Source organism: Achromobacter sp. RW408 (assembly GCF_003184165.1).
GTDB classification, from domain to species: domain Bacteria; phylum Pseudomonadota; class Gammaproteobacteria; order Burkholderiales; family Burkholderiaceae_B; genus Achromobacter; species Achromobacter xylosoxidans.
In genome coordinates, this window is record NZ_QHHO01000040.1 from 409,983 (window position 1) to 432,531 (window position 22,549).

General features: G+C 66.3%; 21 protein-coding genes. 8 read left to right on the forward strand and 13 right to left on the reverse strand.

The features are described from left to right. Positions 1 to 492: 492 nt before the first annotated feature. From DK459_RS09475 to DK459_RS09500, 6 genes are all read right to left on the reverse strand, one after another. Positions 493 to 1,215: an ABC transporter ATP-binding protein gene (locus DK459_RS09475; protein WP_047992089.1), complete on the reverse strand. Its 723-nt coding sequence runs from the start codon at positions 1,213 to 1,215 to the stop codon at positions 493 to 495. Positions 1,216 to 1,231: 16 nt separating this feature from the next. After that, positions 1,232 to 3,154 carry an ATP-binding cassette domain-containing protein gene (locus tag DK459_RS09480; RefSeq protein ID WP_006389840.1) on the reverse strand — a complete coding sequence of 641 codons (1,923 nt, stop codon included), beginning with the start codon at positions 3,152 to 3,154 and terminating at the stop codon, positions 1,232 to 1,234. 3 nt (positions 3,155 to 3,157) lie between these two features. Continuing rightward, positions 3,158 to 4,030 carry a branched-chain amino acid ABC transporter permease gene (locus DK459_RS09485; RefSeq protein WP_006389841.1) on the reverse strand — a complete coding sequence of 291 codons (873 nt, stop codon included), beginning with the start codon at positions 4,028 to 4,030 and terminating at the stop codon, positions 3,158 to 3,160. A 142-nt stretch (positions 4,031 to 4,172) separates the two neighbouring features. Further along, positions 4,173 to 5,336, reverse strand: a complete 1,164-nt coding sequence (locus DK459_RS09490) for an ABC transporter substrate-binding protein (RefSeq protein WP_054443601.1) — start codon at positions 5,334 to 5,336, stop codon at positions 4,173 to 4,175. A 330-nt stretch (positions 5,337 to 5,666) separates the two neighbouring features. Next, positions 5,667 to 6,608, reverse strand: coding sequence for a LysR substrate-binding domain-containing protein (locus tag DK459_RS09495; protein WP_035184243.1), 942 nt, complete (start codon positions 6,606 to 6,608; stop codon positions 5,667 to 5,669). A 150-nt stretch (positions 6,609 to 6,758) separates the two neighbouring features. Then, the gene (locus tag DK459_RS09500; protein WP_006389844.1) at positions 6,759 to 7,391 is read right to left on the reverse strand and encodes a LysE/ArgO family amino acid transporter; all 633 of its coding nucleotides are present in this window, start codon (positions 7,389 to 7,391) and stop codon (positions 6,759 to 6,761) included. A gap of 149 nt (positions 7,392 to 7,540) precedes the next feature. On the opposite strand from DK459_RS09500, the gene DK459_RS09505 reads away from it, so the two are divergent. Next, positions 7,541 to 8,440: a LysR family transcriptional regulator ArgP gene (locus tag DK459_RS09505; protein ID WP_006389845.1), complete on the forward strand. Its 900-nt coding sequence runs from the start codon at positions 7,541 to 7,543 to the stop codon at positions 8,438 to 8,440. Between the two features lie 19 nt (positions 8,441 to 8,459). Beyond that, positions 8,460 to 8,951: a copper chaperone PCu(A)C gene (locus DK459_RS09510; RefSeq protein WP_006389846.1), complete on the forward strand. Its 492-nt coding sequence runs from the start codon at positions 8,460 to 8,462 to the stop codon at positions 8,949 to 8,951. A 105-nt stretch (positions 8,952 to 9,056) separates the two neighbouring features. Here DK459_RS09510 and gdhA read toward each other — a convergent pair whose 3' ends face one another. Further along, positions 9,057 to 10,403, reverse strand: a complete 1,347-nt coding sequence (gdhA, locus tag DK459_RS09515) for an NADP-specific glutamate dehydrogenase (protein WP_006389847.1) — start codon at positions 10,401 to 10,403, stop codon at positions 9,057 to 9,059. 450 nt (positions 10,404 to 10,853) lie between these two features. Then, complete coding sequence (locus DK459_RS09520; RefSeq protein ID WP_006389848.1) at positions 10,854 to 11,642, reverse strand: exodeoxyribonuclease III; 789 nt, start codon at positions 11,640 to 11,642, stop codon at positions 10,854 to 10,856. Between the two features lie 134 nt (positions 11,643 to 11,776). Here DK459_RS09520 and pyrE point away from each other — a divergent pair, with 134 nt between their 5' ends. Then, the gene (gene pyrE, locus DK459_RS09525; RefSeq protein ID WP_006389849.1) at positions 11,777 to 12,469 is read left to right on the forward strand and encodes an orotate phosphoribosyltransferase; all 693 of its coding nucleotides are present in this window, start codon (positions 11,777 to 11,779) and stop codon (positions 12,467 to 12,469) included. Here pyrE and DK459_RS09530 read toward each other — a convergent pair. From DK459_RS09530 to gatC, 5 genes are all read right to left on the reverse strand, one after another. After that, entirely contained in the window at positions 12,384 to 12,962 is a 579-nt protein-coding gene (locus DK459_RS09530; protein ID WP_006389850.1) for a type II toxin-antitoxin system VapC family toxin, read from the reverse strand. The genes pyrE and DK459_RS09530 overlap by 86 nt on opposite strands. Continuing rightward, positions 12,959 to 13,210 carry a hypothetical protein gene (locus DK459_RS09535; protein ID WP_006389851.1) on the reverse strand — a complete coding sequence of 84 codons (252 nt, stop codon included), beginning with the start codon at positions 13,208 to 13,210 and terminating at the stop codon, positions 12,959 to 12,961. The genes DK459_RS09530 and DK459_RS09535 overlap by 4 nt, the downstream gene beginning before the upstream one ends. 126 nt (positions 13,211 to 13,336) lie before the next feature. Beyond that, positions 13,337 to 14,794 (reverse strand): Asp-tRNA(Asn)/Glu-tRNA(Gln) amidotransferase subunit GatB, encoded by a 1,458-nt coding sequence (gatB, locus tag DK459_RS09540; protein ID WP_006389852.1) that lies wholly within the window; start codon positions 14,792 to 14,794, stop codon positions 13,337 to 13,339. Between the two features lie 2 nt (positions 14,795 to 14,796). Continuing rightward, positions 14,797 to 16,338 carry an Asp-tRNA(Asn)/Glu-tRNA(Gln) amidotransferase subunit GatA gene (gatA, locus tag DK459_RS09545; RefSeq protein WP_020925965.1) on the reverse strand — a complete coding sequence of 514 codons (1,542 nt, stop codon included), beginning with the start codon at positions 16,336 to 16,338 and terminating at the stop codon, positions 14,797 to 14,799. A 3-nt stretch (positions 16,339 to 16,341) separates the two neighbouring features. Beyond that, a complete protein-coding gene (gene gatC, locus DK459_RS09550; protein ID WP_006389855.1) occupies positions 16,342 to 16,650 on the reverse strand; it encodes an Asp-tRNA(Asn)/Glu-tRNA(Gln) amidotransferase subunit GatC in 309 nt (102 codons plus the stop codon). 228 nt (positions 16,651 to 16,878) lie between these two features. Here gatC and DK459_RS09555 point away from each other — a divergent pair, with 228 nt between their 5' ends. The 5 genes from DK459_RS09555 (at position 16,879) to rodA (ending at position 22,526) form a co-directional block, all read left to right on the forward strand. Continuing rightward, on the forward strand, positions 16,879 to 17,922 hold the full coding sequence (locus tag DK459_RS09555; protein ID WP_006216320.1) for a rod shape-determining protein: 1,044 nt from the start codon (positions 16,879 to 16,881) through the stop codon (positions 17,920 to 17,922). Between the two features lie 84 nt (positions 17,923 to 18,006). Then, positions 18,007 to 18,891: a rod shape-determining protein MreC gene (gene mreC / locus DK459_RS09560; RefSeq protein WP_006389856.1), complete on the forward strand. Its 885-nt coding sequence runs from the start codon at positions 18,007 to 18,009 to the stop codon at positions 18,889 to 18,891. Next, the gene (gene mreD / locus DK459_RS09565; RefSeq protein WP_020925967.1) at positions 18,878 to 19,447 is read left to right on the forward strand and encodes a rod shape-determining protein MreD; all 570 of its coding nucleotides are present in this window, start codon (positions 18,878 to 18,880) and stop codon (positions 19,445 to 19,447) included. The genes mreC and mreD overlap by 14 nt, the downstream gene beginning before the upstream one ends. Before the next feature lie 17 nt (positions 19,448 to 19,464). Next, positions 19,465 to 21,393 (forward strand): penicillin-binding protein 2, encoded by a 1,929-nt coding sequence (gene mrdA, locus DK459_RS09570; protein WP_006389858.1) that lies wholly within the window; start codon positions 19,465 to 19,467, stop codon positions 21,391 to 21,393. After that, positions 21,390 to 22,526, forward strand: coding sequence for a rod shape-determining protein RodA (gene rodA, locus DK459_RS09575; protein ID WP_006389859.1), 1,137 nt, complete (start codon positions 21,390 to 21,392; stop codon positions 22,524 to 22,526). The genes mrdA and rodA overlap by 4 nt, the downstream gene beginning before the upstream one ends. The last annotated feature ends 23 nt before the right edge of the window (positions 22,527 to 22,549 follow it).

The following is a 22,549-nucleotide window of genomic DNA, read 5'->3' on the forward strand; positions in this document are numbered from 1 at the left end:
CGGGCTACCGGTGTCGAGGAATGTGACGCTGCTGCAGCGTGGGGTAAGGAGAAAGTCTTGCGTCGCCCGCCGTTGACGGCCGCGCGGGCGGCCATCAACGGCATACATGGTGTCTGGCGTCGGGGCGGGGTTCGCTGCGCGCCAATTTCTCGACGCCCCTCATCGCGTAAGCCCAAAAAGGCCGCCCGCGCGGCCGGCTTTGGGCGGGCCCCGCAAGATCCTCCCCTCCATTCCAGTCGTTGGCAAAAACGCCAAGCACACTGCTCGTCCCTGCAATGGCGAAACCAAGACGACGTGAGCCCGTTGCGTTGGCGGGCGGGGGCGGCGGGGCGTGTAGATGCGCCCGAGGGAAACCGTAGGGAGCCGAAGGCGTACGAGGTTGACAACGGGGCAGTCCGGAGCGAACGCTCCGGACCGCAATCGTAGCCCCGTCCGCCACCGCCCGCCGCCCCGCCGTGCGTCTCAAGAACTCAATCCGACGCCAGCAAAAAACTAATGCGCCCCCCCAAGATAAGCCGCCACCACAGCCGGATCATGCTTCAACTTCTCCGCACTCCCATGCACAGAAATCCGTCCATTCTCCAACACATACCCATAATCCGCGACATTCAACGCCGCCGCCGCAAACTGCTCGACCAGCAACATCGTCACCCCTTCATCCTTGAGCCGCGCAATGATCCGGAACACCTCCTCCACCAGGATCGGCGCCAACCCCATCGACGGCTCATCCAGCAGCACCAGCTCCGGATTCAGCATCACCGCCCGCGCCATCGCCAGCATCTGCTGTTCGCCGCCCGACAGCGTCCCCGCCAACTGCTCGCGCCGCTCCTTCAGGCGGGGGAACAGATCCATCGCCCGCCCCAGGTCCGCCTGCACGTCGCCCTTGGGCCGGCTCCCCGTCAACCGGGGAAATGCGCCTAGCAGCAGATTGTCGGTGACGGAAAGCGTAGGAAACACCCGCCGCCCTTCCGGCGAATGCGCCAGCCCCAGCCGCGCGATCCGATGCGATTCCAGTCCGTCGATGCGCTTGCCGCCCAGCGTGACCTCGCCCGCGGTCGGCCGGATCATCCCCGACAGCGCCCGCATCGTCGTCGTCTTGCCGGCCCCGTTCGAGCCGATCAACGTCACCACCTTGGCCTTCGGGACCTCCATGCTGATGCCGTGCAGCACCTTCACCTTCCCGTAGCCCGCTTCCAGATTCTTGATCGATAGCATGTTGTCGTCCTTGGCGTCAGGCGGGCGCGCCGCCCAGATACGCCTCGATAACCTTGGCGTTGCTCTGCACTTCATTGGGCAGCCCCTCGGCGATCTTCTGGCCGAAGTCCAGCACCGACACGGTGTCGCACACCCCCATCACCACATCCATGTGGTGCTCGATCAGGATCAGCGTAATGCCGTGGTCGCGCACCTTGCGGATGATCGTCAGCAGCTCGGCGATATCCGGCGCCGTCAGGCCGGCAGCCGGCTCGTCCAGCAGCAGCAATTGCGGGTCCAGCGCCAGCGCGCGGGCGATTTCCAGCAGGCGTTGCTTGCCATAGGGCAGGTTGCGGGCCTCTTCGCTGGCCAGGTCCTCCAACCCCACGAATTCCAGCAGCGCCAGGGCGCGGGCGCGCGCGCCTTGTTCCTCGCCCTTCCACTTCGGCGTGCGCAGCGCGATGCCCGCCAGTCCCGTCGTGAAGGTGTGGTGCAGGCCCACCAGCACGTTCTCCAGCGCCGTCATCTCGCCGAACAGCTGCACGTTCTGGAAGGTGCGGGCGATGCCCGTGGCGGCGATGTCGGCCGGCGCCAGGCCCACCAGTGACTTGCCGCCGAATTCCACCGCGCCCGCCGTGGGCACATAGATGCCTGTCAGCACATTCATCATGGTGCTCTTGCCCGAACCGTTCGGTCCGATCAGCCCATGGATGGTGCCGCGCTTGACCGTCAGGTCGACCTGGTTCAGCGCCTTCAGGCCGCCGAACTGCATCAGCACCTGCTTGGCCGCCAACAGCGTTTCGCCATGGCCCCGCGCCGCGTCGGGCACCGCTTCCTGTTCCTTGACCAGGTCCTTCTTGACCGACAGCGCCGCGCGGCGGGTCGAGAAGAACAGGTTGCGCACGAAGCCGACGATGCCGTCGGGCAGGTAGTACACGACGAACAGGATCATGGCGCCGAAGATCGTCAGGCGCCAGTCGGTCACCGCCTCCAGCCAATACGAGAACACCGCCAGCAGGATGGTGCCGACCACCGGCACCGCCACCCGGCGGGCCTCGGTGCGGCCCTTGGAGATGGCGATCGCGCTGCCCACCGTCACCAGGATCGCCACGCCCAGCGCGATCAGGCGGAAGGTGGCGATGTCGTCCAGCATCTTGGGCAGCAGCACGATGATCGATGCGCCCAGCAGCGCCCCGGTGCGGCTCTTGCGCCCGCCCATGATGATGGCCAGCAGGAACAGGATGGTGAGTTCGAAGTTGTAGGTGTTGGGCGAGATGTACTGCTCGGAGTACGAATACAGCGCGCCCGCCAGGCCGGCGAAGCCGGCGCTGATGACGAAGGCGAACACCTTGTGGCGATAGACCGACACGCCCATGCAGTCCGAGGCGATCGGGCTGTCGCGCAGGGCCTCGAACGAGCGGCCCAGGTGCGATTTGAGGATCCGGTGCACCACGATCAGCGACAGCACCAGCAACGCCGCCACCAGCCAGAAGTACTCGCTCTTGGTCAGGATGTGGCCGCCGATCGACGGCTTGGGGATCTTGATGCCGAGCGGGCCTTCGGTCAGGAAGGTCATCTCGTTGATCAGGATCTGGATGATGGTGCCGAAGGCCAGCGTCACCATCGCCAGGTAGGGTCCGGTGACCCGCAGCGCCGGCAACGCCAGCACCGCGCCGAAAGCCGCCGCGATCAGGATGGCGGCCGGCAGGATCACCCATATCGGCATCTGCAGATGGAAGAACAGCACGCCGGCGACATACGAGCCGATGCCGAACAGGCCGGCATGGCCCAGCGACACCTGGCCGGTGTAGCCCACCACGATATCGAGCCCGAACAGCAGGATCGAATAGATCATGATGGTTTCGATCAGGTGCAGGTAGTACGTGTTGGTCACGCCCAGGGGCACGGCGGCCAGGCAGGCCACCGCCACGATGGAAAGCAGCAGGTGCAGGGGTTTCATCGCTTACACCTTCTTGATCGCGGTCTTGCCGAACAGGCCGGCGGGTTTGAAGGTCAGTACGAGCAGCAGCAGGACCAGTCCCGGCACGTCTTTGTACCCCGTCGAAAGATAGAAACCGGTGGTGGTCTCGGCGATCCCCAGGATCAGGCCGCCCACCACCACGCCCATGCCGCTGGACAGGCCGCCGATGATGGCGACCGCGAAGGCCTTCAGGCCCAGCACCGCGCCCATGGTGGCGCCGGTCAGCGTCAGCGGCGCCACCAGCACGCCCGCGAAGGCGGCCGTCAGCGACGACAGGGCATACGAAAACGTGATCACCATGCCGGTGTTGATGCCCATCAGCCCGGCGGCGTCGCGGTCGTTGGACGTGGCGACGAAAGCCTTGCCGTAGATGGACTTGCGGTTGAACAGTTCCACCAGCAGCATCATGGCCAGCGCGCCGAACACCACCAGCAGTTCCATCGGCAGCACGTTCGCGCCCAGCACCTCGATCGGCGCCTCGGGCAGCGGCGAGGGGAATCGCAGGTCGTCGCGGCCCCAGATGTTCTCGGCCACGTTCTTGAAGATGATGCCCAGGGCGATGGTGGCCATGATCCAGCCGAATTCGGACCGCGTCTTGATGGCCGGCCGCACGCCGACCCGCTCGACCAGCGCGCCTTGCGCGAAGCCGAAGATGCAGACGATGGGAATCATGACCCAATAGTTCACGCCCAGGCCGACCAGCGTGAGCCCGACCAGCGCGCCCAGCATCAGGGCTTCGCCCTGGCCGAAGTTCAGGGTGCCGGATGTGGCGAAAGTGAGCTGGTACCCGAACGCGATGACGGCATAGATCATGCCCAGCGCGATACCGCTATAGATAAGCTGTAGAAGAATCATGGTGTGTGTCGTGAGGCGCTGTGTTCCGTCCCAACCCCCTTGGGCAGAACGCTGTTGTCAGGCGACTGCATGCCGGCGCCCCGCGCGCGGGAACGCCGGCGGCGGCGGCTGGGCAGCCGCCGCCGCACTGCTTCGGACGAACTTAGTTGGCCTTGACCACGCGGCCGCCCTTGACCTCGCCGATGACCACTTCCTTGGCGCCGATGGCGTCGTGGTTGTCGTGGGTGAAGGGCTTGTTGTAGGTCATCACCACGCCCTCGACCGGCGTCTGCAGGTTCTCGAGCGCTTCACGGATCTTCGGGCCTTCGGTGGAGTTGGCCTGCTTGATGGCGGCAGCCAGCAGGAAGATCGAGTCATAGCCCTGGGCCGCCGACACCGGCGAGTCGATGCGATTGTTCTTGGGCTTGAACTTGGCCAGGTAGGCATCGATGAAGGCCTTGCGCTTGGGCGTATCCGGATCCTGGATGAAGGTCTGCGGCATGCGCGCGCCTTCGCCGTTGGAGCCGGAGTTGTCGATGTAGTTGGCCATCGACAGCGTCCAGCTGCCGATGATCGGCACCTTCCAGCCCAGCTTGGCCATGCCGTTGGCGATCTGCGCCAGCTCGGGGCCGATGCCGTAGGTCAGCACGGCTTCGGCGCCCGCGGCCTTGGCCTTGAGCAGCTGGGCCGTCATGTCGACGTCCTTGATGTTGAACTTCTCGACGGCCACAGGCTTGATGCCCTTGGCGTCCAGGGCCTTTTCCAGGTCCTCGCGGCCGAGCTGGCCGTAGTTGGTGGAGTCGGCCAGGATCGCGACCTTCTTGAAGCCGCGGCGGGTGATGGCCTCTTCGACGATCATCGGCGCCTGGATGCTGTCGTGCGCCGCGTTGCGGAATACGTAGTTGTCCGGGTATTCGGGCGCCTTGAACTGGTGCGTGATGACGCTGCCGGTGGCCACGTTGTTGAACACCGGGATCTTGGCGTCCTGGTAGAAGCGTTGCGAGGCCAGCGCCACGCCGGTGTTGATGTAGCCGACCGTGGCGGTGACCTGTTCCTTGTTGATCAGTTCCTGGGCGATCTGCACGCCGCGCTCGTTCTTGGCTTCGTCGTCGCGTTCCACCGCGACCAGTTGCCGGCCGAGCACGCCGCCATTCTTGTTGATTTCCTCGATGGCCAGGCGCACGCCGTCGCGCATGCTCACCCCCATGGAGGAAGAGCCGCCCGTATAGGGGCCGGCCACGCCGATCTTGATGGGGTCGGCGGCGTAGCCCGCGGCCGATACGGCAAAAGCAAGGGTTCCTGCAAGCAGCTTCAAACGAAAATCCATGGATGTCTCCGTTGTAATTGGTAGAACTGCGTGGAAAACCGTGTGCCGGCGCCAGGCGGCGTGAAGAAGGTGGGTGGCGCACTCCTGTTGCGTGTTGTGACTGTCTGCTTAATCGCTTACGCGAATCTGACCCGGCGGGGTTTTTCCGCGTAAATACCTAGTACCGTCGCACCCGCCGACGGCCCGGCATTGCGACGCAGCATGGGACGGCCAAAGATCGGGGCAGGCCCGGCGCGCGGAGCCGGTTTGCGCGCGCAGGCCATGTTGGGCGCATGCTAGCCAGCGACGCGCGGCGGTGCGCGGAATTTCCTTCCGCCCGGGGCTGGAAATTTATTCCGGTTTGGCCGAAGAAGCCCGTGGCCATTGGGCCGCGCGTTCACAGACGGCGGCCAGCCATAGGGAAAACGCTTGGGCCGCGCCGCCCGGAGGGCGCGAGATTTCAGTACACAGGTAGTACTGGGATTCACCCGCCGTCTCGATGTCGAGCACCCGCAGCAATTTGCCCTCGTCCAGCCACTCGGCCGCCAGCGTGCGGCGGGTCAGCGCGATGCCCTGGCCGGCTCGGGCCGCCGCCAGCATCATGCCCAGGTCGACCAGCCAGACGCCGCGCGCGGGTTCGGGCCAGTCGAGCCCGGCCGCCGCCAGCCAGGGACGCCATGGCTCCATCGGGCAGCGCAGCAGGGCGGCGCGCGACAGGTCCTGCGGGCGTTCGAACGGCCCGTGCGCATCGCGGTAGGCGGGCGAGCAGACCGCAAACACCGGATCTGTGGTCAGCGGCCGCGCGTGCAGGCCGGGATATTTGCCGCTGCCGAAGCGGATCCAGACGTCCGCGTTGGGCGGCATGATGTCCAGGTAGGGAATGGACAGCATGATTTCCAGCTCGACGTCCGGATGCGCGGCGGTGAAGCCGGGCAGGGCGGGGATCAGCACCTGGCGGGCAAAGGTCGGGGTGGACACCACCCGCAGGGGTTCGAGCTTGGGCTCGCCGCGCTTGTGCAGCGAGGCATCGGACAGCAGGTCCAGCGCGGTGCGCACTTGTTCCAGGTATTCGCGCCCGGCGGCGCTCAGGGTGGCGCCGCGGCTGCTGCGGATGAACAGGGTGACGTCTAGCTGCGCCTCGAGCGCGGCGATGCGCTTGCCGATGGCGCTGGCGGTGACGAACAGTTCTTCGCTGGCGCGCTCGAACGAACCGAGCCGGGCGGCGGCCTCGAAGGCCTGGATGGCGGCCAGCGGCGGCAGGCGCACGTCTTTGGAAGGGGAGGGTCCGCGCATGATCGTCTGGCGGGCCGGCCATGCGCCCGACGAAAGAGTGGCAACGCGGCGATTATAAAAGTGCCTGGCTGGCTAGCCCGTCCCCGTATTTCCGCCGCCTGCGCAACGACCCGTCCCGTAGCCGTCCAGCCAGCGCGACTGCGCCAACCCTCAGACGCCCTTGACCGCCAGGCTGATCGCCAGGCCCGCCATGACCACGGCGATGACGCCGTCGAGCACGCGCCAGGCCGAGGCGCTGGCGAAGAAGCGCGCGAACAGGCGCGAGCCGATGCCCAGCACGGCCAGCCACAGCAGGCTGGCGGTGAAGGCGCCGGCGGCGAACGCCATGCGGGCATCCTCGAAACCGTGGGCCAGCGAGCCCACCACCACCATGTCGAGCCAGAAATGCGGGTTCAGCAACGAAAAGCCCAGCGCGCCCAGCATCGCGGCGCGGCGCGAGGGCACCACGTCGCGCGCGGCGGCCAGCCCGCCGGTGGCGTTCCAGGCGCGGCGCGCCGATTGCAGCGCGTACCAGGACAGGAAGGCCACGCCGAACCACAGCACCGCCGTGGTCAGCCAGGGGAACCAGGCCGTCAAGGCCTGCAGGCCCGACACGCTGGCGAAGATGAAGACGGCGTCGATCAACGCGCAGATGGCAACCACCGACAGCAGGTGCGCGCGCATCAATCCCTGGCGCAGGATGAATGCGCTTTGCGCGCCGACGACGGCGAACAGGCCCAGCCCCGTGGCCGTGCCGCTGGCCCAGGCGGTGAGAAAGAGGGGAGATGACAACGTGGCGAACATGACGCGAACCTTTTGACTGCAACGCCTTGTGGCGGCGCTTGGAATACCGGGCCGGCAGCGTTGCGCATGCCGACAATGCATCATTTTCGCTTGTCACTGGTATGAAATACAGCTAATTTTCCTTCATTATCTTAAGCAAAACTAATTCTATGAAAATCGATCACGGCAACCTGCGCGCCCTGGCGGCGGTGGTGCGCGAAGGCAGTTTCGAACGCGCCGCGTTGGCGTTGAGCGTGACGCCGTCGGCGGTGTCGCAGCGGATCAAGGCGCTCGAAGACCGCATGGGAAGGCTGCTGGTCCAGCGCACCGTGCCCGCCGCGGCCACCGGCGATGGCCAGGTGCTGGTGCAGCTGGCCGAGCAGACCGCGCTGCTGGAACACGACGCGCTGAACCGGCTGGGCGTGGCGGACGACGACGTGCCGCACGCCAGCATCCCCATCGCGGTCAACCACGACAGCCTTGAGACCTGGTTCGTCGAGGCGGCGCTGCAGTTCTCCAGCCGTACCCGCGCCACGCTCGACATGCAGTCCGAGGACCAGGACCACACCGCCGCGCTGCTGCGCAACGGGTCGGTGCTGGGCGCGGTGACGACGCTGGCCGATCCGGTGCAAGGCTGCCGCATCCATGCGCTGGGCAGCATGCGCTATGTGGCGACGTGTACCCCGGCCTTCCACAAGCGCTATTTCGCGCAGGGCGTGAATGCGCAGACACTGGCGCAGGCGCCGGTGCTGGTGTTCAACCGCAAGGATGCGTTGCAGGCCCGTTTCGCCCACAAGATCTCGGACCCGGCGCCATGGCAACCGCCGGTCTGGTGGGTGCCGTCGACCCGCGCCTTCGTGCAGGCCACCCTGGGGGGCCTGGGCTGGACCATGAATCCGCTGCCACTGGTGCAGGAACACCTTGATGCAGGTCATCTGATGCTGCTGCGGGGCCGCGCCTGGGAGGACGTGCCGCTGTACTGGCAGCATTGGCGGGTAAACTCCGAAGCGATGGAAGCTTTGACCGACTCGGTTCTGTCAGCCGCCCGCAGCCTGGTCCGGCGGCGTTAACCCATAGGAGAACACCCCCATGAACATCCGCAAGTTCGCCGCTATTGCCGTCCTGGGCCTGTGCGCGGCCGGTTCGGCCTGGGCCAAGGACTACAAGGTCGGCCAGGTCGAGATCGACGATCTCTGGGTGCGCGCGTCCGCCCCGGGCCAGTCCAACGGCGCCGGCTACATGGACATCGACAACGATGCAAAGACCCCCGATCGCCTGCTGTCGATCTCGTCCGACGCCGCCGAGCGGGTCGAGCTGCACACGGTCGAGACCACCAACGGCGTGGCCAAGATGCGCCAGGTCGAGGGCGGCATCGCGCTGCCGGCCGACGGCGAGGTCAAGCTGGCCCCCGGGGGTTACCACGTCATGTTCATCAAGCTGAAGGCGCCGTTCGCCGAAGGCGCCACGGTGCCCGCCACGTTGAAGTTCGAGAAGGCGGGCGAGGTGGCGGTGCAGTTCAAGGTCAAACCGGCCTCGCACAACCCCGGCATGAGCCACGATCACGGCGCGATGAAGCACTGATCCCGCCGCGCGCGGCCCAGAACAAAAAAAGGCGGCAGGCTCGAACAGCCTGCCGCCTTTTTTGTCGCTGGCCGGTACCCCCACAATGGGGCGCCGGCCTGTCGATCAGTACAGCCCTTGCTGGCGCATCGCGTCGGCGACCTTGACGAAGCCGGCGATGTTGGCGCCGTCCAGGTAGTTCACGTATTCGCGCTCGCTGTGGCCGTGGCGCACGCAATTCTCGTGGATATCGCGCATGATGGCGTGCAGGCGCGCGTCCACTTCCTCGCGGGTCCATGCCAGGCGGGCCGAGTTCTGGGCCATTTCCAGGCCCGACACGGCCACGCCGCCGGCGTTGCTGGCCTTGCCCGGCGCGTACAGCACGCGGGCGGCGATGAAGGCCTTGGCGGCGTCCAGAGTGGCGGGCATGTTGGCGCCTTCGGCCACGCATTGCACGCCGTTCTTGATCAGCGTTTCGGCATCGGCCAGCTCCAGCTCGTTCTGGGTGGCGCAGGGCAGGGCCACGTCCACCGGCACATGCCAGGGACGCTTGCCGGGCTCATAGACCAGACCGAACTGGCGGGCATAGGTGTCCAGGCGGCCGCGCAGGTCGTTCTTGACGTGCATCAGCGCCACCAGCTTTTCGTGGTTGAAGCCGGCCTCGTCGACCACCGTGCCGTTCGAGTCGGACACCGTCACCACCTTGGCCCCCAGCGCCATGGCCTTTTCGATGGCGTACTGGGCCACGTTGCCCGAGCCCGAGACCGACACACGCAGGCCGTCGAACGACTTGCCGACGCGCTTGAGCATCTCCTCGGCGAAGTAGACGGTGCCGTAGCCGGTGGCTTCGGGGCGGATCAGGCTGCCGCCGAAGGTCAGGCCCTTGCCGGTGAAGACACTGGCGGTGGAGTTCGACAGTTTTTTCATCATGCCGGCCATGAAGCCGACTTCACGCGCGCCCACGCCGATATCGCCGGCCGGCACGTCGGTGTCCGGGCCCAGGTGGCGGTACAGCTCGATCATCAGGGCCTGGCAGAAGCGCATGACTTCGGCGTCGGACTTGCCCTTGGGGTCGAAGTCGGAGCCGCCCTTGCCGCCGCCCATGGGCAGCGTGGTCAGCGAGTTCTTCAGAGTCTGCTCGAACGCCAGGAACTTCAGGATCGACAGGTTCACCGAGGGGTGGAAACGCATGCCGCCCTTGAACGGTCCGATGGCCGAACTGTGCTGGATGCGGAAAGCGCGGTTGACCTGCGCCTGGCCCTTGTCGTCGGTCCAGCACACGCGGAACTGGATCACGCGTTCCGGTTCCACCAGGCGCTCGAGCAAAGCGTGCTCGGCGTAGTGGGGGTGCTTTTCGATGAAAGGCCACAGACTCAGCATCACCTCCTGGACGGCTTGCATGAATTCCGGTTGCTGCGGATCGCGCACGGCGACGCTACGCAGGAAGTCGTCCAGACGCTGCACTTTCAACATGATCTCCTTGGGGGGCGCTTCGAATGAGTGCGGAGATGCGCTGTTTCGGGGCGTCGAATCTCCGTTTTGGTGCGGATTGCACCGGCTTGGTGCGAGATTGTAGGGCTAATTTGTTGCCCTGCGCAAAACGGCGGGCTGCTCCATCACCTTGATATCAAAGCGCTTTTTTCTTTAATTATTGGGGTCGCATTGCGGTTTGGAGGGCGGGGAGATCACCCCGGGTTCCATAGAGAGAAGGGTGGGCATTGAATTCACAGGGAAAATTAATGCGTCCCCAATATAATGCCAAGTTCACGGCAGGAAAGGCATGGGCGCTTCATAGGGGAATGCACCCGGCAGCGGGGGCAGAGTCCTATATTTGCCGGGCGGATTTCTTGTGATGTGTCCCTAATTATACTTTGCGCCAGATCATGCGCCAGGCGGTGGAACGGACGTCCCACCGCCTGGTTGCTACAGCGTGGCGTCGTAGTCGATCGTCAGCGGCGCGTGGTCGGAAAAGCGTTCGTCTTTATAGATCGCGACGCTGCGGGCGCGGGCGGCGATGCCGGGCGTGGCGATCTGGTAATCGATACGCCACCCGACGTTCTTGGCCCAGGCCTGGCCGCGGTTGCTCCACCAGGTGTACTGGTCCGGCCGCTCGTCGATGGTGCGGAACACGTCGACGAAGCCGCGCTTGTCGAACACGTCGGTCAGCCAGGCGCGTTCCTCGGGCAGGAAACCGGAATTCTTCAGGTTGCCCTTCCAGTTCTTCAGGTCGATTTCCTTGTGGGCGATGTTCCAGTCGCCGCAGATGACGAATTCGCGGCCGGTCTTCTTGTGCTCGTGCATCAGTTCGTCGATCCACGGACCGAAGCGGTCCAGGAAGCGGTACTTGGCCTGCTGGCGTTCGTCGCCGCTGGAGCCCGAGGGCAGGTAGGCGCTGATGACCGACAGGTTCTTCCAGTCGGCGCGGATGATGCGGCCCTCGGGATCGAATTCTTCGCAGCCCAGGCCGATGCTGACGCGCTCGGCCGCATCACGCAGATAGATGCCGACGCCGCTGTAGCCTTTCTTGACGGCATGGTGGAAGTGGCCGGTGTAGCCGGGCGGGTGGCGCAGATCCTCGGTCAGATCCTCGTCCGACACCTTGATTTCCTGCAGGCACAGCACGTCGGCGGCGTGCTTTTCCATCCAGGGTTGCAGGCCCTTGCGGAAGGCGGACCGGATGCCATTGAGGTTGATCGACGTGATGCGCAGCAAAGCGGGACTCCTGTAGAGCGGCCGGGAACGGCCGGAACAATGCCAGGAATTTAACCGACTGGGCGACGTTGCCCGGCAATAGCCCCGACAACGGATAAAATGCCGGGGTTTGCCACCTCTCGGACCCCGCTCGCATGTCTGCCGCCCATTCTGCCAACTCCGCCACCTCGCTTGATTTTGTCCGCTTCGCCCTGAACGAAGGCGTGCTGCGCTTCGGCAGCTTCAAGGTCAAGTCCGGCCGTATCAGTCCCTATTTCTTCAATGCGGGCCTGTTCAACAGTGGTGGTTCGGTCGGCAAGCTGGCAGGCTTCTATGCGCAGGCGCTGCTGGATTCGGGCGTGGCCTTCGATATGCTGTTCGGCCCGGCCTACAAGGGCATCCCGCTGGCCACGGCCACCGCCGTCGCGCTGGCCAACCACCCGGCGATGCAGGGCCGCGGCGACGTGCCGTTCGCCTACAACCGCAAGGAAGCCAAGGACCACGGCGAAGGCGGCACCCTGGTGGGCGCGCCGCTCAAGGGCAAGGTCGTCATCATCGACGACGTGATCACCGCGGGCACCTCGGTGCGCGAGTCGGTGGAGATCATCCGCAACGCCGGCGCCGAGCCGGCTGCCGTGCTGATCGCCATGGACCGCATGGAGCGGGCGGGTGCCGACGATGCGCTGTCGGCGCACTCGGCGGTGCAGGACGTGGCCAAGACCTATGGCATCCCGGTGGTGGCGATTGCATCGCTGGCGGACATCATGGCGCTGCTGCAGGACGACGCCGCGTTTGCCGAGCACCGCGATGCGGTGCAGGCGTACCGGACGAAGTACGGGGTGAAGTAAATCCGGGCCGGTGGGACTTGGCCTGCCGGCTGCCGTATCGGGTCGCCGGGGACTCCAGCCTGCTGGCCGGCGCTTCAGGGCCGATGACGACGACATCGCAGGCACATGCCGCTTGCGCCAGGCGCTTGTCGAAGGTGGCCAGTGCGGCATCGTGCCAAAGCGCAAGTTCCAGGTACGACGCGTCGTACACCGTGAGGGCGTGTTCCCGGGCAAGCGCGACACAGCGCGGCAGCCAGGTGGTGGCAGGGCGGTTCTCGTTGACCACCGGCGCCATCTTCAACCGCGTCGAAAATTTTTTCAGCATGTCTGGCGTGGCTTGCCGCAACCGTTCGATGCGTAAGGCTCCCTGGGCGACTTCCAGCTTCCAGATCAATGGGACAAGCGCGGGCTTGTCAATCAGGCCTTCCAGTATCGTGAGCGCTTGCCCACTGTGGGTCTGGCTGGGCAATTGCAGCCAGCTCAGGGCAACCGACGCATCGAGCACGAGCTTCATTCGCGTATCCCCTTCACGGCGTACCACCAGGTGGCGTCGTCCACATACGGGATGCCCTTGAGTTGCTTGAGTTCCTCGATCGCGCGGTGCGCCTCTTCGGTCAGCAGCGGGTTGACCCGCCAGAACTGAGCATACGCCATGCCGTCCCGGGTGATGACGACGCGGGTCCCGGTATGGGCCGCTTCAATGAGTTCATTCAGTCGCTCGGCGACCTGTTCTTGCGGAACGGATAGATAGGGGGTGGTCATGGCCAAGTCTCCGGCGCGAAATCGACCGAACCATTCTTGGCCAAACAAAAAGCCGCGGCAAGATGCCGCGGCCTTAGGTTCGGTCTGATACTGCGCCGGCCCCCATGAAAGCGGGCCGGCCGGGGATCAGTTGTCCAGCTTCTGCTTGAGCAGGTCGTTGACCTGTTGCGGGTTGGCCTTGCCGCGCGCGGCCTTCATGATCTGGCCGACCAGCGAGTTGAACGCCTTCTGCTTGCCGGCGCGGTATTCCTCGACGATGGCCGGATTGGCCGCCAGCACCTCGTCGATCATGGCGCCGATGGCGCCGCTGTCGCTGATCTGCTTGAGGCCGCGGGCTTCGATGATGGCGTCGGGCTGGCCGCCGTTCTCGCCGGCCCACATGGCGCCGAACACTTCACGCGCGATCTTGTTGGAGATGGTGCCGTCGATGATGCGGTTGATCAGCGCGGCCAGGGCCGGCGCCTGCACCGGCGCGTCGGCGATGGCCTTTTCTTCCTTGTTCAGGGTGGCGGCCACTTCGCCCATGATCCAGTTGGCGGCCAGCTTGGCCTGGCCGGCCGGCAGCGCGTGCGCCACGGCCTCGAAGTAGGCGGCCAGGTCGCGGCTGACGGTCAGCTGCGCGGCGTCGTAGGCCGGCAGGCCGTACTCGGATTCGAAGCGGGCGCGCTGGGCGGCCGGCAGCTCCGGCATGGCGGCGCGGACCTCGTCCACCCACTCGCGCGAGATCACCAGCGTGGGCAGGTCGGGATCGGGGAAGTAGCGGTAGTCGTGCGCGTCTTCCTTGCTGCGCATGCTGCGGGTTTCGTCGCGGTCGGCGTCGTACAGGCGGGTTTCCTGGACCACCGTGCCGCCGTCCTCGATCAGCTCGATCTGGCGCCGCGCTTCGTAGGTGATGGCGCGTTCCAGGAAGCGGAACGAGTTGACGTTCTTGATCTCGGTGCGGGTGCCGAATTCCTTCTGGCCGACCGGGCGCACCGAGACGTTGGCGTCGCAGCGGAACGAGCCTTCCTGCATGTTGCCGTCGCAGATGCCGAGCCAGACCACCAGGCTGTGCAGGGCGCGGGCATAGGCCACGGCCTCGGCGGCCGAGCGCATTTCCGGTTCGGTGACGATTTCCAGCAGCGGCGTGCCGGCGCGGTTCAGGTCGATGCCGCTGGCCGGCGAGCCGTTGGCCAGGGCGAAATTGTCGTGCGAGGACTTGCCCGCGTCTTCTTCCAGGTGGGCGCGCGTCAGGTTGACGGTTTTTTCTTCCTCGCCGACGAAGAACGACAGCGAACCGCCCACCACCACCGGCAACTCGTACTGGCTGATCTGGTAGCCCTTGGGCAGGTCGGGGTAGAAGTAGTTCTTGCGCGCGAACACCGAGCGCGGCGCGATCTCGGCGCCGACCGCCAGGCCGAAGCGGATGGCGCGTTCGGCGGCGCCGCGGTTCATGACCGGCAGGCTGCCCGGCAGGGCCAGGTCGACCTCGTTGGCGTGGGTGTTGGGCGCGGCGCCGAATTCGGTGCTGCTGCCCGAAAAGATCTTGGAGTCGGTGGAAAGCTGGGTGTGCGTTTCCAGGCCGATGACGATTTCCCAGTTCATGCTTAGGCGTCCTGCTGGGCCGGCGTGGCCTTGTGCCACGTCGTGACTTGTTGGTAGCGGTCGGCGATGGCCAGGAGGCGGCCTTCGTCGAAGTAGTTGCCGATGATCTGCAGGCCGACAGGGCGCTTGGCGCCGGCGCCGGTGCCGAAACCGCAAGGGATCGACATGGCCGGCAGGCCCGCCAGGCTGACGCCCAGCGTGTAGACGTCGGCCAGCCAGTCGGCGGTGGGGTCGTCGCGGTTGTCGCCGATGTTCTTGGCGACCGTGGGGGTCACCGGGCCCATGATGACGTCGCACTGGCCGGCGAAGGCGCGCTGGAAGTCCTGGGCGATCATGCGGCGCAGGCGCTGGGCCTGCAGGTAGTAGGCGTCGTAATAGCCGTGCGACAGCACGTAGGTGCCGATCAGGATGCGGCGCTTGACCTCGTCGCCGAAGCCTTCGGCGCGCGAGCGGCTGATCATCTCGTTCAGGTCGCCGTACTGTGCGGCGCGATGGCCGTAGCGCACGCCGTCGTAGCGCGCCAGGTTGCTCGACGCTTCGGCGGGGGCGATGACGTAGTAGGCGGGGATGGCCAGCTCGGTGCGCGGTAGCGACACCGGCACGCGCACCGCGCCCAGCGTTTCGAACTGGGCCAGCGCGGCCTGTACCGCGGCGGCCACGTCCGGGGCCAGGCCGGCGCCGAAGTATTCCTCGGGCACGCCGATGCGCAGGCCCTTCAGGGGCTGGCTGCCGGCCGCGTCGAACCTGCCTTGCGCGGCATCGAAATCGCGCCGCACGCGGCCCGGTTCGTTGGCGGCGGCATCGCATTTTTCCAGGCTGGTGGCGTCGCGCGGGTCGAAGCCGCTGATGACGTCCAGCAGTTCGAGCAGGTCGCGGCTGCTGGGGGCCAGCGGGCCGGCCTGGTCCAGGCTGGAGCCGAAGGCCACCATCCCGTAGCGCGAGACGGTGCCGTAGGTCGGCTTGATGCCGCTGACGCCGCACAGCGCGGCGGGCTGGCGCACCGAACCGCCGGTGTCGGTGCCGGTGGTGGCGGCCACCAGGCGGGCGGCGACCGCGGCGGCCGAGCCGCCCGAGGAGCCGCCGGGCACGGCCGCCGGATCCCACGGATTGCGGACCACGCCGTAGGCCGAATTCTCGTTGCCCGAGCCCATGGCGAACTCGTCGCAGTTGAGCTTGCCCAGCGACACGGCGCCGGCGGCCTGCAGGCGCTCGACCACGGTGGCGTCGAACGGGCTGACGTAGCCGTCCAGCATCTTGCTGCCGGCGGTGGTGCGCCAGCCGCGGGTGACGAAGGCGTCCTTGTGGGCGATGGGCACGCCGGCCAGGGGGCCGGCGTTGCCGGCGGCCAGCGCGGCGTCGGCGGCGCGGGCCTGGGCCAGCGTCAATTCGGCGTCAATATGTAAGAAGGCGTTCAGGCCGCTGGCCGCGTCGGCGGCCGCCAGCGAGCTTTGCGCCAGCTCGACGGCGCTGACCTGGCGTTGGGCGAGGGCCGCGCGCAGGGCGGCGATCCCCTCGAATTGGGTGTGCAGGGCGGGTTGGGTCATGGCTTAGTCGAGAACCTTGGGGACCAGGAAAAGGCCGTCCTGGGCATCGGGGGCGTTGGCCAGCAGTTCGGCGCGGCGGGCCTCCGAAGCGGTTTCGGTGACCGCGTCCTGGCGCAGGCGCAGCACGATGTCCTCGTGGGCCGACAGCGGGTGGGCCAGGGGTTCGACGCCTTGGGTGTCGACGGCCTGCAGCCGTTCGATCAGGTGGAGGATGCCATTGAGCTCGGCTTGCGCGTGGCCGCGCTGGTCCGGGGTCAGTTCGATTCTGGCCAGCCTGGCAATGCGGGCCACATCTGTGTCATTGAGCGCCATGGGGATTGCGAATATCGAGAAGCGAAGGCCGAGGGGCGGGACTGGGCAGTATGCACATGCCAAACCCGTTACAAAGCTTGAATAGCCTGCATTTATGCGCTATTTCCGGGGAAATTATAAGTTATGATTCACGGTTTAATCGCCGTGATGACAGGCGCACCCAGGCTTTCCCGGGTGGTACGCCCCGCGGCATGACCCCAATTCCCCCCAGAATTTAGCTGAGCTCCCATGTTCGGATTCCTGCGCAGTTATTTTTCCAGCGATATGGCGATCGACCTCGGTACCGCCAATACGCTGATCTACGTCCGCGGCAAGGGCATCGTGCTCGACGAGCCCTCCGTGGTCGCGATCCGTCATGAAGGCGGGCCTCACGGCAAGAAGATCATCCAGGCCGTCGGCCACGAAGCCAAGCAGATGCTCGGCCGCGTGCCCGGCAACATCGAGGCCATCCGGCCCATGAAGGACGGCGTCATCGCCGACTTCACGGTCACCGAGCAGATGCTCAAGCAGTTCATCCGCATGGTGCACCCGCGCAACATGCTGGCGCCCAGCCCGCGCATCATCGTCTGCGTGCCCTGCGGCTCCACCCAGGTTGAACGCCGCGCCATCCGCGAATCGGCCCTCGGCGCCGGCGCCTCGCACGTGTTCCTGATCGAAGAACCCATGGCCGCGGCCATCGGCGCCGGCCTGGCCGTCTCCGACGCCAGCGGCTCCATGGTCGTCGACATCGGCGGCGGCACCACCGAAGTGGCGGTCATCTCGCTGGGCGGCATGGTCTACAAGGGTTCGGTGCGCGTCGGCGGTGACAAGTTCGACGAGGCCATCGTCAACTATATCCGCCGCAACTACGGCATGCTGATCGGCGAACCCACCGCCGAACTCATCAAGAAGGAAATCGGCTCGGCGTTCCCGGGTTCCGAAGTCCGCGAAATCGAAGTCAAGGGCCGCAACCTGGCCGAAGGCGTGCCGCGCAGCTTCACGGTCTCGTCCAACGAGATCCTGGAATCGCTGACCGATCCGCTCAACCAGATCGTATCGGCCGTCAAGATCGCCCTGGAACAGACCCCGCCCGAACTCGGCGCCGACATCACCGACAAGGGCATCGCCCTGACCGGCGGTGGCGCGCTGCTGCGCGACCTCGACCGCCTGCTGCAGGAAGAGACCGGCCTGCCGGTGGTGGTTGCCGATGATCCCCTGACCTGCGTCGTGCGCGGCTGCGGCGAGGCGCTGGAACATCTTGAGAAACTGGGCGCGATCTTCATCAACGACTAATACCGCCCGCCAGCCCGGAGCCCCGCTTTTCCACGGCTCCGGCCGCTGCGGGGGCTGCGGGCGCGGGCGCCCGGGCTGAGATTCATGCAACGACAAGGGACTCCCCCCCTATTCAGGCGCGGCCCTCCCGCGGAGGTGCGGCTGGTCATCCTGGTCGTCCTGGCACTGGCTCTGATCATCATGGATTCGCAGTGGCGCATGCTGGAACCGGCGCGCCGGGCGATGTCCGTGGCGCTGTATCCCTTCCAGCGCGCCGTCATGGCGCCGCGCGACCTGGTCCAGCAGGTCAATGAATGGGTCAACGCGGCCAACCTCATCCGCAGCGAAAACGAAGCCCTGCAGCGCCAGCGCATCGAACTGGCCCAGGTGGCCACGCACGCGGCGCAGCTGGCCGCCGAAAACGCCCAATTGCGCCGCCTGCTCGGCGTGACCGACACCGTGGCCCAGTCGGCCGTGGTGGTCGAAGTGCTGTACGAACCCACCAACGCCTTCAACCAGCGGCTGGTGTTCAACAAGGGCAGCAAGGCCGGCCTGGCGCCGGGCATGCCGGTGATCGATGAAGGCGGCGTGGTCGGCCAGATCGTGCGCGTCACGCCCATGACGGCCGAGGCTGCCCTGGTCACCGACGAACAGGTATCGATCCCGGTGCAATTGCTGCGCAACGGCCTGCGCCTGATCGCCTTTGGCGGGAACTCTCCCGGCAAGATGGAGGTCCGCTACCTCGCGGCCAATGCCGACATCAAGGAAGGCGATACCATCGTCACCAGCGGCGTCGGCGGCCTGTTTCCCGCCGGCCTGCCGGTGGCCAAGGTGACCTCGGTCGAGCGCGACACCGCTTCCGGCTTCGCCCGCGCCGTCTGCGAGCCGCTGGCCCACCCGGAACGCTATCGCCACTTCCTGGTCCTGCAGGTGGATGTGGAACGTGCCGAGTCCAACCGTCAGGAGGTCGATTCCGGTGGATCGGACTAACCAACCATCATCCGGCCAGCCCCGGCGCCGCCTGGGCACGCCCAGCAACGTGCAGCCTGACCGCCTGTCGGGGCCGGCGCACGGCCTCTTCGTGTGGGGCACCATCCTGCTGGTGTGGCTGGTGTCGCTGCTGCCGTGGCGGTTGTGGCAGGGCGCGCCCGACGTGCTGATCCTGATCATCGCTTTCTGGTGCGTCCATGAGCCGCGCCGCGTCGGCCTGTTCACCGCCTTCTGCTTCGGCCTGCTGATGGACGTGCATGACGCGGGCCTGCTCGGCGAGCACGCGCTGTCCTACACCCTGGTCGCCTACGGCGCCGTGGTGCTGCACCGCCGCCTGCAACGGTTCGACCTCTGGAGCCAGGCGATGCACATGTTGCCGGTGTTCCTGATCGCGCGCTTCATCACCCAGATCATCCATGCCTGGCTGGCCGGCAAGTGGCCGGGCTGGGACTGGAGCATCAGCGTGGCCATCACCGCCGCGTTGTGGCCGCTGGCGGGCTGGGTGCTGCACTTGCCGCAGCGCGGTGCCGACGACGCCGAATCCTCCTCCGCCTGACGGCGGCGCCGCGTCTCATGTTTGAATTCAAGAAAACCGGCCAGCAGCAGAAGCAGCGCTTCCGCCTGCGCGCCTGGGTCGGCGGCATCTTTGCGCTGGTCTGCTTCGGCGTGCTGATAGGCCGGTTCTGGTACTTGCAGGTCGACCGTTACGAAGGCCTGTCCGAACGCGCCGACCGCAACCGCATCGCGGTCGTGCCGATCCCGCCGCGCCGCGGCGAGATCCTCGACCGCAATGGCGAAGTGCTGGCGCGCAACTACCGCACCTACACCCTCGAAGTGGTGCCGGCCCAGGCCGGCAACATGAATGCGCTGTTCGAGCGCCTGACCGAGGTGGTCTACATCAGCCCGGCCGATCAACGCCGCTTCAAGCGCCGCGCCGCCGAATCCAGCCGCTACGCCAGCCTGCAGCTGCGCAACAACCTCAACGAGACCGAAGCGGCCTGGTTCGCGGCCCACGCCTTCCAGTTCCCCGGCGTCGAGCTGCGCGCCCGCTGGGTGCGCGAGTATCCGCAGGGGCAGTCCGCCGCCCACGTGGTGGGCTACATCGGCCGCATCGCCGAAAACGACAACGAGGAACTCGAACGCGCCGGCCTGCTGGGCAACTATCGCGGTACCGACGTTATCGGCAAGAAGGGCATCGAGAAGACCTGGGAAGAAGCCCTGCATGGCCGCACCGGCCTGGAAGAGGTCGAAGTGACCGCGGGCGGCCGCCCCATGCGCACGTTGCGGCGCATCGACCCGGTGCCGGGCTCGGACATCATGCTGTCGATCGACCTGGGCCTGCAGAAGGTGGCCGAGGAAGCCTTCGAGGGCCAGCGCGGCGCGCTGGTGGCGATCGATCCCGACACCGGCGAGGTGCTGGCCTTCGTCTCGCAGCCCTCGTTCGACCCGAACCTGTTCGTCGACGGCATCGACGTGGACAACTGGCGCATGCTGAACGAGTCGCCGGACCACCCGCTGATCAACCGCCCGCTGTACGGCACCTACCCGATCGGTTCCACCTACAAGCCTTTCGTCGGCCTGGCGGCGCTGGAACTGGGCAAGCGCCGCGCCACCGACCGCATCTCGGACCCCGGCTACTACGAGTTCGGCGGCCAGAAATTCCGCAACGCCGGCGGCGCCGCCTATGGCATGACCGACATGCACAAGGCCATCGTGGTGTCGTCGGACACGTACTTCTATTCGCTCGGCCCCGAGATCGGCGTGAACGCGCTGCACGATTTCACCAAGCAGTTCGGCTTTGGCCAGATCACCGGCATCGATCTCGAAGGCGAGAAGCGCGGCGTGCTGCCGTCGACCGAGTGGAAGCGTTCGGCCTACAAGGACAAGGACCGCCAGCGCTGGTACGCCGGCGAGACGATTTCGGTGGCGGTGGGGCAGGGCTACAACGCCTTCACCCTGCTGCAACTGGCGCAGGGTACCTCGACCCTGGCCAATAACGGGCTGTACCGCCGTCCGCACCTGGTGCACGCGGTGCGCGACCCGCGTTCGGGCGTGGCCAAGCCTACGGAATCCGCGCCCGACTACCGCATCCCTCTCAAGCAGGCCAACGTCGACGTCATCAAGAACGCCATGGCCGACGTGGTCCGCGCCGGCACCGCGCGCCGCGCCTTCGCCAACGCGCCCTATCAGGCCGCCGGCAAGACCGGCACGGCCCAGGTGTTCAGCCTGCGCGGCGGCCACTACCGCGCCAGCGCCATCGACGAACGCCTGCGCGACCACGCGCTGTTCATGGGCTTCGCGCCGCTGGAACACCCGCGCATCGCCGTCGCGCTGATCGTCGAAAACGCCGGCTGGGGCGCCAGCGTCGCCGCGCCGGTGGCGCGCAAGGTGTTCGACTACTGGCTGGCCAAGGATCGCCAGGACAAGATCCAGCGCCCCGAGCGCAACGCGTCGACGGCCTCGGTCGAAAACATCACCTCCGATCTGGTGCGCCAACAATGAAGCGTCTCGGCCTGATCCTGCTGCGCGTCTTCACGGCCTTCGACTGGCCGCTGCTGGCGATCCTGCTCATGTTCGCGGCGCTCGGCCTGACGGTCATGCATTCGGCGGTGGGCGGCACCGACTGGCGCTTCGCCGAACAGTCGCGCAATTTCATCATCGCTTTTTTCGCCATGTGGACCATGGCGCTGATCCCGCCCAAATGGCTGATGAAGCTGGCGCTGCCGTTCTATGTGATCGGCGTGGTGCTGCTGCTGGGGGTGGAGTTCTTCGGCGAGACCAGCAAGGGCGCGACGCGCTGGCTCAACCTGGGCGTGACCCGTATCCAGCCGTCCGAAATGATGAAGATCGCCGTGCCCATGATGCTGGCCTGGTATTTCCAGCGCCACGAGGGCGCGGTGCGCATCCGCGACTTCCTGGCCGCCGCCGCGATGCTGGCCGCGCCCTTCGGGCTGATCGTGCTGCAACCCGACCTGGGCACCGCGCTGCTGGTGTTCGGCGCCGGCTTCTTCGTCATCTACTTCGCCGGACTGTCGTTCAAGCTGCTGGTGCCGGTCATGCTGGCGGGCATCATCGCCATCGGCACGCTGGTGTACTACGAAGACCAGTTGTGCGAACCGGACGTCAACTGGGTGGTGCTGCACGATTACCAGAAGCACCGCGTCTGCACGCTGCTCAACCCCAGTTCCGATCCGCTCGGCAAGGGTTTCCACACCATCCAGTCGATGATCGCGGTGGGCTCGGGCGGGGTCTACGGCAAGGGCTACATGAAGGGCACGCAGACGCACCTGGACTTCATCCCCGAACGCACCACCGACTTCATCTTCGCCGTCTACGCCGAGGAATTCGGCCTGTACGGTGGTATCGCCATCCTGGTTCTGTATGGCCTGATGATGGCCCGCGGCCTGACCATCGCCTCGCGCGCGTCATCGCAGTTCGGGCGGTTGCTGTCCGGGGCGTTGACGATGATGCTGTTCATCTATGTATTTGTGAACGTGGGCATGGTGACGGGGATTCTGCCTGTCGTGGGCGTGCCATTACCTTTCATGAGCTATGGCGGTACCGCGTTGTTCACCATGGGGATTGCGTTTGGGATCATGATGAGCATTAGTCGGCATCGGTCGGTCAAGAGCTGAGCTTTTTTCTTCGTAGGCCGCCC